This window comes from Asaccharospora irregularis DSM 2635 (genome assembly GCF_900129815.1).
Lineage (GTDB): Bacteria > Bacillota > Clostridia > Peptostreptococcales > Peptostreptococcaceae > Asaccharospora > Asaccharospora irregularis.
On record NZ_FQWX01000020.1, the window covers coordinates 25,577 to 34,844 of the forward strand.

A 9,268-nucleotide genomic window follows, 5' to 3' on the forward strand; every position below is an offset into this window, starting at 1 on the left:
GAAGTGATATTAATACAAGGTTAATAATTTTCAACCTGTATAAAATATATATTTAATTAAAATTTATAAAAAGAGAGAGGTGATAATATGCGAATGAAGATTGACTTTAAGACAGAAAAGATTCCAATATCATATAATACATTATTTATGAGTGTTATAAAGGAAGCTATTAAGAAATCTAGCAATGAATACTATAAGAACATGTATTACTACAAAGATAAAAACAATAAAAGGACTAAGAATTTTACCTTTGCTGTTTATTTAAAAGGATACGAAGTAAATGGTGATAATTTTAATATTAAGGATAGGGTTATATTAAGCATAAGTACACCAGATTTAGAGCTAGGGCTGCATATATATAATGGAGTTATAAATTCTAAAAAAATTGTGTACAAAGAATATGAATTGTATAAAGAAAGAATTGATTTAGTAAAAGAAAAAGAAGTGTTGGGGAGGAGTGTTTTATTTAATGCAATATCACCAGTTTGTATAAAGTCAAGAGAGGGTAAGTTTTTAGATGTAGATGAGAGGGAATATTTAGATGAATTAAACTATATATCAAATGAAGTATTGAAAAACTATAGGGGCTATGGTTTATCAGAAAAATTAGAGTTTGAGAATGTAAATATGACGAAGGTAGTAGTAAAAGAAAGTTTGAGAGAATTTAAAAATATAACAGGAAAACCTTATCAATATGTGAATGGATATAAGGGGAAATTCATACTAAAGGGAAACCCAAAGGACTTGGATGATATTTACAAACTAGGACTTGGATTCAAAAGAGCACAAGGATTTGGCTATTTAGATGCGATAGAGTGGAGGTGATTAATATGAAATTGAGAGTTTATAAGGGAGAATGGTTCTTTAATATGGGTATAGTAGGTTTTTTAAATATCCTAGAAAAAGCAGAACTTAAAGGCAATGTTTTGAGAAAGGATGATTATATAGAATTTGATAGTTTATTACTAGAAAATTTTCATGATTACTATTTTGATTACTTTATGGACGAATACAATATGCTTAAAAGAATAAAAACAAATATAGACTTTAACGTGGGACTGGCAAAAAAAAATCCCGAGAAAACAAAGGATGTTGTAAAAAGAATTAAAAATAACATAAAACAACAAAATGAAAAAATTAAAAAATTTGATTTAGAAAACTATGAACTAATTAAAGAAAAATTAGATTGTATAGGAAAAATAAAGTCTATAAAAGAAATAGAAGAACTTGAAAAACTTCTTGAAGGTTGTATAGATGTTTTCAAAATAAAGTCTATAAATGAAAAATTAACAGCCAATTTATATAAATATATAATTAGCGATAATTATTTTGGTCAAGTTAGTTATTTCAATGTTGCAAAATCAAAATTATCTCTAGAAGAGTTAAAAATGGTAATGTATGGGGATTACTTACTATCAATACTATCATTAGGGGAATTAGATGATTTGATAAAGGAAGGAGACATAAAAAATCTAGAAAAATTTATAATAAAAAAACTAGAGTATATATCACATGAAAAGAAATCTAAGATATTTAGCACGTCCAGCGCTAAAAACTTAGAAAAAATCTTGAAAGATATAAATAAAAATTTTATAAAGAAAAAGAAAAGTATAGAAGATATAAAAAATTACATGGATAAGCTTGAGAGTTGCGAAATGTGTGGGATGTATAAGGGGATAATTGATGAATACTCAGAAAGTAGTTTTGTACCACTTGGTGTAAGCAACAGTAACGCTAAAAATATGTTTTGGAATCAAGAAGATGCATATGAAATATGTGACATTTGCAAACTTATACTATTTTGTACACCAGCAGGTGCAACTTACATAAGAAAAAATTACTTGGTTAATGAAGACAATCAATTTTATGGGTTTGTAAATACTGATTCATCGATAAATGATTTGTGTGACAAAAACAATAATTTGAAACTATTAAAGGATAAAGAAAATCCTTTCAACGATTTAATTATAAACATAGTTATGGAAAATGAAGAAAAAAGTAGATGGCAACTTAATAATATACTTTTTGTAGAATTTAAGGCTAGTGTAGATTCTAAAAAGTGCAAGATGAATTATTTTAATATGCCGACCTATCTAGCTGAATTTTTTGTTAAAAAAACCAAACTATTACAAAGTATTTATAACTCAAACTTCAAAGCATCAGTAGTAGACATACTATTAAAAAATAAGGATTTAAAGCATCTGATAAGCGATACCTTAAGAGATAAGATAAAGGGAAATATAGAAAGCAACAAGAAAACAAAGGTATTGTCATCAGATTGCTTTAAGGCAGTTCAAATAAGGGCAGTAATAAATAACTATAAAAAGGGGGTATATGATATGAATGATAAGAAGTTACAAGTAGTTAAATATTCAGGACATGATATACACGATTATTATGTTACAGCAAATGCTAAAAATAAAATAGATTCAGTAGCGTATAAACTTTTAAATGCCGTTAGAGTTGGGAATAAGAAAGATTTTATGGATACAGTTTTAAGAGTATTTATGTCTGCACAAAAAAGTATTCCTTCAGTATTTCTAGAAATAATGTCTGAAAAGGATTTAGATTTTGAGTCAATAGGACATGCCTTTATATCAGGTTTAATATCTGAGAGATACGAAGGTAAAAACAAAGAAAATAATGGGGAGGAAAAGTAAAATGAAAAGAGGATTAACATTTACTGTAATAACTCAAGCACAAAGCTTAAACTATGGAGAAGGTATAGGCAATATATCTGAACTAAAAAAATTAACTAGGGCAGATGGAAATATGTACACATTTGCATCTCGCCAGTGTATAAGATATGATATTGTAAGATTGGCGGCAGATGTGTTTAACTGGAATCTTCAAGTTGTTGATAAGGCAAAAGGAACAATACAGTTTAGAGATGACATGACTATAAAAGAATCGAAGGAAATGGATTTATTTGGGTATATGAAAACAAATAAGAAGGATGATAAGGATAAAGGTGGGTCATTAACTAGAGAGGCAACTGTTAGATTAAGTAATTTAATATCATTGGAACCATATAGAAGTGATATGGATTTTTTAAATAATAAGGGTCTGGCTGATAGAATTGGAGAACACCCAAATCTTGCTAATGTAGAGCAACACTTAAGTTATTATACATACACAGTTACAATTGATTTATCTAAAATAGGAATTGATGGAGAAATAGAACTTTCAAATGAGGAAAGATGTAACAGGGTAATAGAGTTTTTGGAAATAATAAAGATTCTGAATAGAAATATCAGAGGAAGACAGGAAAATTTATCGCCATTATTTGTAGTTGGAGGATTATATGATATAGCAAATCCGTTTTTCTTAGGAAGAGTTAAAATAGACATAGATAAAAATGGATACAAAATAAATAATGAGAGCATAAAAGATGTTGTAGAAAGTACTTTTTTAGGAAAAGAGCTAAAAGAATCAACTTATATGGGCATAGTAGAAGATGCATTTACAAATAAAAATGATTTTGAAGAAATATTAGGAGAAAACCTTATGACTGTAGATAAATTCTTCTCACAATTAATTAAGGGAGTAAAAGAATACTACGAGGTGAATTAAGATGAGAGTTTTAAAATTAAAACTATTCCAAGAGACGGCCTGCTATAAAAAACCTTTTGCTTTTAAAATTACAGAGACATATCCTTTACCACCATACTCAACAGTAAATGGATTGATACATAAAATATTAGAAGCAACAGAACATATACCACTAAAGATAAGTGTGCAGGGGAGTTATGAAAGTATATTTAATAACTATCAGACAACATATTTTTATAAAAAAGATAGTATTACAACAATGCCTATGAATAGCCATATGTTACTTAATGTAAATCTAATTATTCATATAAGTGCAGAAGAAGAAATATTGAAAAAAATTTATGATAATATGCTTAATTTAGAGGAACATTTATCACTTGGTAGAAAAGAAGATTTGGCTAGAATAGATGACTTAGTTTTTACAGAAATTGAAGAGTTTAGTGTTGATAATAGAAACATAGAAGAAAACGATTATGAAGAAAATGAGCTAGTTGAACACAGTATAAAAATGCCTATATATATACCTAAGTCTAAGTTGATTGATGATTCTGTCTCTGGTATAGGATATAGACTTAATAATTATTATACAAATGACGCGGTACATGATAAAAAAAGGATATGGAATAAGACTGATAGTTACTATGTTGAAAGCGGTAATAAGATAACTTATGGAGATATATTATTAGATGAAGATATGGATTTAGTATATTTCAATATATAAAATAATTTTTTAGATACCTAAAATTAATTTATGGGGACACAGGGGGAAATTGTATTTATGGTACAGACTAAATAAGTATAATTTCCTCTTTATTATAAGATAACTACTAGTGTATGGGAGGAAACTATGATTTATGCGAAGTCAGAACCGATTGAAACTTTAAGAGAACACACGGACGAACTTATTAGGCAGATGGATATCTTGAAATGTAACTATGGAAAAATTATAAATAAGTTAGAATTTATAGATGGAGAAGAGTTTTGGAAGATACTTGATATAGTAGTAGAATTTCATGATATTGGAAAGGCATTTTCTCCATTTCAGAAATTAATAAGGGAGAATATGGATGAAAAGTTAACTGACGAAGATATTATAACTAATCTAGAAAATAATATAAATCATAATTATATATCACCGGCATTTATTAAATATAGGGATCTAGGAATAAATGATAGAAAGCTAATGAACCTAATAGATCAAGCTATAGTTTATCATCATGAAAGAGATGTGGAGATTGATGAAAAATTTGAACTCTTAGTAAAGATAGCCTTGGAGGAGGACTTAATAAATAAAGTAGAAGAACTACAAAATGATTTTAAAGTTAGATATCCTATAAAAACCAAAAAACTTAACAACTCTTATTTACAGAATGTTAAAAAAAGAATAACAAAAAATGATGATTATTATTATTTATATGTTATGTTAAAAGGTATTCTTCATAAATTGGATCATAGTGCGTCAGCTCATGAACTAGTTGAGGCTGATTGTGATAAATATATAGGAAGGTATACAGAAGAATTTATTATAAATGAGTATGGGGATTTAAGAGATGTTCAGAGGTTTGCTAAAAATAATAGAGAAAAAAATATTATGTTAATCGCATCTACCGGTATGGGAAAAACTGAAACTGCTCTAATCTGGATAGATGAAGATAAAGCATTTTTTACACTTCCGCTAAGGGTTAGTATAAATGCCCTATTTGATAGAGTCGCAGAAATAAGAAATAATAATGATGAACCTTATGCCTATGCAGGACTGCTTCATTCAACAAGTATAGAGTATTTAGAAGAAAATAATTATAAGAATTCTCAAAATATAAATGACTTATCTAAGCTTACGTCTAAAAAACTAATATTTTCAACAATAGACCAGATATTTAAATTTCCATTTATGTATAAAGGGTATGAAAAAATATACTCAACATTATCTTATTCAAAAGTGGTTATAGACGAAATACAGGCGTATTCACCGGAAATAGCTGCTGTTTTAATAAAAGGGCTAGAAATGATACATAAAATAGGTGGCAAATTCATGATAATGACGGCAACAATGCCTACTATATATATTGATAAAATGAAAGAAAGAGGTATGTTTGATGAAAATTTAGTAAGTGCAGAGTTTAATACTGAAAAAGTAAGGCATAATATAGAGCTTATAGATTCATCTATAAATGAAAATTTAGAAGAAGTAGCAAAAAGTGGATTAAATAAAAAGGTTCTTGTTATAGTAAATACAGTAAATAGTGCAATAGAAAAATATGAACAAATGGAAAAAATAAAAAAAATAAAAGATTTGGATTTTAATTTAAATTTACTACACTCTATGTATGTACAGGAAGATAGATTGGTATTAGAAAAAAATATAAAAGATTTTGCAAGTAGCAAAGAAAATGGAATATGGATTACAACTCAGTTGGTAGAAGCTTCTTTAGATATTGATTTTGATCAGCTTCATACAGAAATTTCTACACTGGATAGTTTATTTCAAAGATTAGGCAGATGCAATAGAGCTGGTAAAAAATCAATAGATAGCCAAAACGTTTTTATTTATACAAAAGATGTAAAAGGTATAGGGACTATATATGATGAAGATATTGTAAACAGCGGGATTATATTACTTAAAAAATATATAGGAGATAAAAAATCTATAGAGATAAAAGAATCAACAAAGGTAGAGATGGTTAAAATTTTATATTCAAAAGATAACTTAAAAAACACAGAGTTTTATAGTAAATTTGAAAAAGCGTTGACTATATTAGATACTATGACACCATATAGTTTAAAATCTAGTGAAGCTCAAAGGGTACTTAGAAGTATAGATGCTTACACAGCTATACCAAGACAGATTTATGATGATATTGAGAATACACTAATAAGCGATTATGAAGATTTAAGCAATCGTCTATCCAAAGCATACAATGATAATAACAAGAAATTAATAAAAGAGATAAAAAAACAAAGAACTGATGTAAGGAAAAAAATAAATAAAAAAACCGTAAATGTTGCAGCATATAAATCAAAAGAAAATATAACAGAGATATATATAAAAGGATTAAATGACTTAAAAATACTTGAGTGCGAATATGATATAAATAAAAACCATGATAATGGGGAAATATCTGGGAAAGGTGTGCTTATAGATAAAGAACTTTCACAATTTATATAGATTTATAATTTTAACTAAAGAAGGTGCAATTATGTCTATAGATTTAGATATATTAAAGGTTCAAGGAGTAAAAATAAATTATTATTATGTATGCAAAAGAAAGTTGTGGATGTTTTCTAAGGGTATAACTATGGAATCTAATAATGATCGTGTAATGTCAGGTAAAATAGTTCATGAAAGATCTTACCCAAGAGTAAAAAATAAAGAATCATTAGTTGATGATATTTTAAAATTGGATATGATAACAAGTGAATATGTGAGAGAGGTAAAGATAAGTTCTAAAATGAAAAAAGCTGATGAGATGCAGTTATATTATTATTTATATTATTTAAAGAAGAAAATGAACATAGATAAAAAGGGACTAATAAATTATGTTACCGAGAAAAAACAAGAAGAGGTAGTATTGACAAGTGATGTAGAAGGTGAAATAGAAGAGGCACTTGTTAATATAAATAGTATATGTGAAAGCAAATATCCTCCAACGCTACAAAAGCTCCCATATTGTACAAAGTGTGCATATTATGAATTTTGTTTTGTAAAGGAGGAAAATTGATGTCCAAAGATTATTATATTATAAATAATGGCAGTATAAAAAGAAAAGATAATACTATATACCATTATGATGAATTGGGGAACAAAAAGGCACTACCAATAGAACAGGTAGATGATTTACATTTATACGGTGAGGTAGACCTAAATACGAAAATGATAAATTATATAAGTAGGTATGGAATAATGCTTCATTTTTATAATTATTATGGGTATTATTCAGGTACATATTATCCAAGAAAAAAGAATGTTTCTGGATTTACATTGGTATGTCAATCAGCGTGTTATCTAGATTTAGAGGAGAGACTCTACTTAGCTAAATCTTTTGTTAAAAGTGCAGCGCATCATATATTGAGAAATATGAGATATTATAAGGTAGACGAATCATTAATTGAGGATATAAAAGATGAACTATATACATTGGATGAAGTAGAAGATATAGCTACACTCATGGGAAAAGAAGGAAGGATACGAAAAAATTATTATAAGTCTTTTAATCAGATATTGAAGAATGGATTTGAGTTTAATAAGAGAGAAAAAAGGCCACCAAAAGATCCTTTGAATGCTATGATATCATTTGGAAATAGTATAATGTATACAAATGTATTAAGTGAAATCTATAAAACACAACTGGATCCTTCTATAAGTTTTTTACATGAACCCTCAACTAAGAGATTTTCATTAAGTTTAGATATAGCTGAAATATTCAAACCTATGATAATAGATCCAATAATTTTTAGCCTGGTTAATAATAAAAGAATTAATAAAAAAGACTTTATTTACGAAGAAGAATTATGCTATTTAAGTGATACAGGTAAGAAGAAATTTTTACAAGAATTTGAAGGTAAAATGCAAACTACAATAAAGCATAGAACATTAAACAGGAAAGTTTCTTATAGGATGTTCATTAGGCTCGAATGTTATAAGCTTATTAAGCATTTTATAAAAGATGAAAAATATAAAGTATTAAAGGCATGGTGGTAATATGTTTGTAATAGTAGCTTATGATATAGTAGAGCAGAAGCTGTTAAATAGAACAAGGCGTATACTAAAAAAATATTTAACATGGACACAGAATTCAGTTTTTGAAGGTGAAATAACAGAAGGAAAGTTACATAAATGCATTAGCGAGGTAGAAAAAGTAATAAATAAGGATGAAGACTCTCTGTATATATATGAGGTGAAAAATCCTAAAAATATAAGAAAAGTCTCTTATGGTGTTCATAAAAACTTTGACGATATGTTTTTATGATTTGCAGTGGGCGGTTAATTTAGTATTTCATGTCCAAAGTTTTGGAAATAGTGATCTTGGAAGATTAATAGTCTGTATGTGAAATACGCTACCGAAGGTTCACTGCAAAAACTGTGATTATATTACTTGAGTAGAGTCTTGAAACTTAGTGATATCAAGTGGTATAATGTGTTTGGGTTTTGGGGTTTTATATTAACTATGTGGTATTTAAAGGGTAATTTTTTAGTTACATTATATAAATAGTTGCTATGTTTTATATTAACTATGTGGTATTTAAAGGGCAATAAAAATGCAGAGAAGTTTGGTTTTTTCTCAAAGTTTTATATTAACTATGTGGTATTTAAAGAGATGATAAAAGAGTTCATAAAAGATGAATTTGACTTGTTTTATATTAACTATGTGGTATTTAAAGTGGACAGATAGAACGTATCAAGCTAGAAATAGACTTAGTTTTATATTAACTATGTGGTATTTAAAGGAATAAAGTCTGAATAATTTCCATGATCTATTGTTAAAGTTTTATATTAACTATGTGGTATTTAAAGTCTATTTTTACCATTACTGGAACTATTTGTTCTTTTCGTTTTATATTAACTATGTGGTATTTAAAGCTGACTCTGATAAACCTTTTACGAAAGCTTGTAAGGGTTTTATATTAACTATGTGGTATTTAAAGTCTTCTTTTACAGCATCTTCTGGCCATATCGGTTTTTTGTTTTATATTAACTATGTGGTATTTAAAGTTGTAT

8 protein-coding genes and 1 CRISPR repeat array are annotated in these 9,268 nt (G+C 27.4%); all 8 genes read left to right on the plus strand.

The genetic code is table 11. The features are described from left to right. The first annotated feature begins 87 nt into the window (after window positions 1-87). On the plus strand, window positions 88-825 hold the full coding sequence (cas6, locus tag BUB34_RS08640; RefSeq protein ID WP_073126487.1) for a CRISPR-associated endoribonuclease Cas6: 738 nt from the start codon (window positions 88-90) through the stop codon (window positions 823-825). A gap of 5 nt (window positions 826-830) precedes the next feature. Beyond that, window positions 831-2,660, plus strand: a complete 1,830-nt coding sequence (gene cas8a1, locus BUB34_RS08645; protein ID WP_073126489.1) for a type I-B CRISPR-associated protein Cas8b1/Cst1 — start codon at window positions 831-833, stop codon at window positions 2,658-2,660. Between the two features lies 1 nt (window position 2,661). Next, window positions 2,662-3,573, plus strand: coding sequence for a type I-B CRISPR-associated protein Cas7/Cst2/DevR (cas7i, locus tag BUB34_RS08650; RefSeq protein ID WP_073126491.1), 912 nt, complete (start codon window positions 2,662-2,664; stop codon window positions 3,571-3,573). Between the two features lies 1 nt (window position 3,574). After that, window positions 3,575-4,273 carry a type I-B CRISPR-associated protein Cas5b gene (cas5b, locus tag BUB34_RS08655; protein ID WP_073126493.1) on the plus strand — a complete coding sequence of 233 codons (699 nt, stop codon included), beginning with the start codon at window positions 3,575-3,577 and terminating at the stop codon, window positions 4,271-4,273. Window positions 4,274-4,399: 126 nt separating this feature from the next. Then, a complete protein-coding gene (locus BUB34_RS08660) occupies window positions 4,400-6,718 on the plus strand; it encodes a CRISPR-associated helicase/endonuclease Cas3 (RefSeq protein ID WP_073126495.1) in 2,319 nt (772 codons plus the stop codon). 31 nt (window positions 6,719-6,749) lie between these two features. Continuing rightward, the gene (gene cas4 / locus BUB34_RS08665; RefSeq protein ID WP_073126496.1) at window positions 6,750-7,271 is read left to right on the plus strand and encodes a CRISPR-associated protein Cas4; all 522 of its coding nucleotides are present in this window, start codon (window positions 6,750-6,752) and stop codon (window positions 7,269-7,271) included. Further along, a complete protein-coding gene (gene cas1b, locus BUB34_RS08670; protein ID WP_073126498.1) occupies window positions 7,271-8,251 on the plus strand; it encodes a type I-B CRISPR-associated endonuclease Cas1b in 981 nt (326 codons plus the stop codon). The genes cas4 and cas1b overlap by 1 nt, the downstream gene beginning before the upstream one ends. 1 nt (window position 8,252) lies before the next feature. After that, window positions 8,253-8,519: a CRISPR-associated endonuclease Cas2 gene (gene cas2 / locus BUB34_RS08675; protein WP_073126500.1), complete on the plus strand. Its 267-nt coding sequence runs from the start codon at window positions 8,253-8,255 to the stop codon at window positions 8,517-8,519. A gap of 184 nt (window positions 8,520-8,703) precedes the next feature. Then, a CRISPR array of direct repeats spans window positions 8,704-9,262; the repeat unit is 29 nt; unit sequence GTTTTATATTAACTATGTGGTATTTAAAG. Window positions 9,263-9,268: the final 6 nt, after the last annotated feature.

Bases quoted from the DNA above. Each gene is read 5' to 3' on its own strand.
- cas4 (WP_073126496.1), top strand. From the start codon at position 6,750: ATGTCTATAGATTTAGATATATTAAAGGTTCAAGGAGTAAAAATAAAT.
- cas5b (WP_073126493.1), top strand. From the start codon at position 3,575: ATGAGAGTTTTAAAATTAAAACTATTCCAAGAGACGGCCTGCTATAAA.
- cas8a1 (WP_073126489.1), top strand. From the start codon at position 831: ATGAAATTGAGAGTTTATAAGGGAGAATGGTTCTTTAATATGGGTATA.
- cas7i (WP_073126491.1), top strand. From the start codon at position 2,662: ATGAAAAGAGGATTAACATTTACTGTAATAACTCAAGCACAAAGCTTA.
- cas2 (WP_073126500.1), top strand. From the start codon at position 8,253: ATGTTTGTAATAGTAGCTTATGATATAGTAGAGCAGAAGCTGTTAAAT.
- cas1b (WP_073126498.1), top strand. From the start codon at position 7,271: ATGTCCAAAGATTATTATATTATAAATAATGGCAGTATAAAAAGAAAA.
- cas6 (WP_073126487.1), top strand. From the start codon at position 88: ATGCGAATGAAGATTGACTTTAAGACAGAAAAGATTCCAATATCATAT.
- BUB34_RS08660 (WP_073126495.1), top strand. From the start codon at position 4,400: ATGATTTATGCGAAGTCAGAACCGATTGAAACTTTAAGAGAACACACG.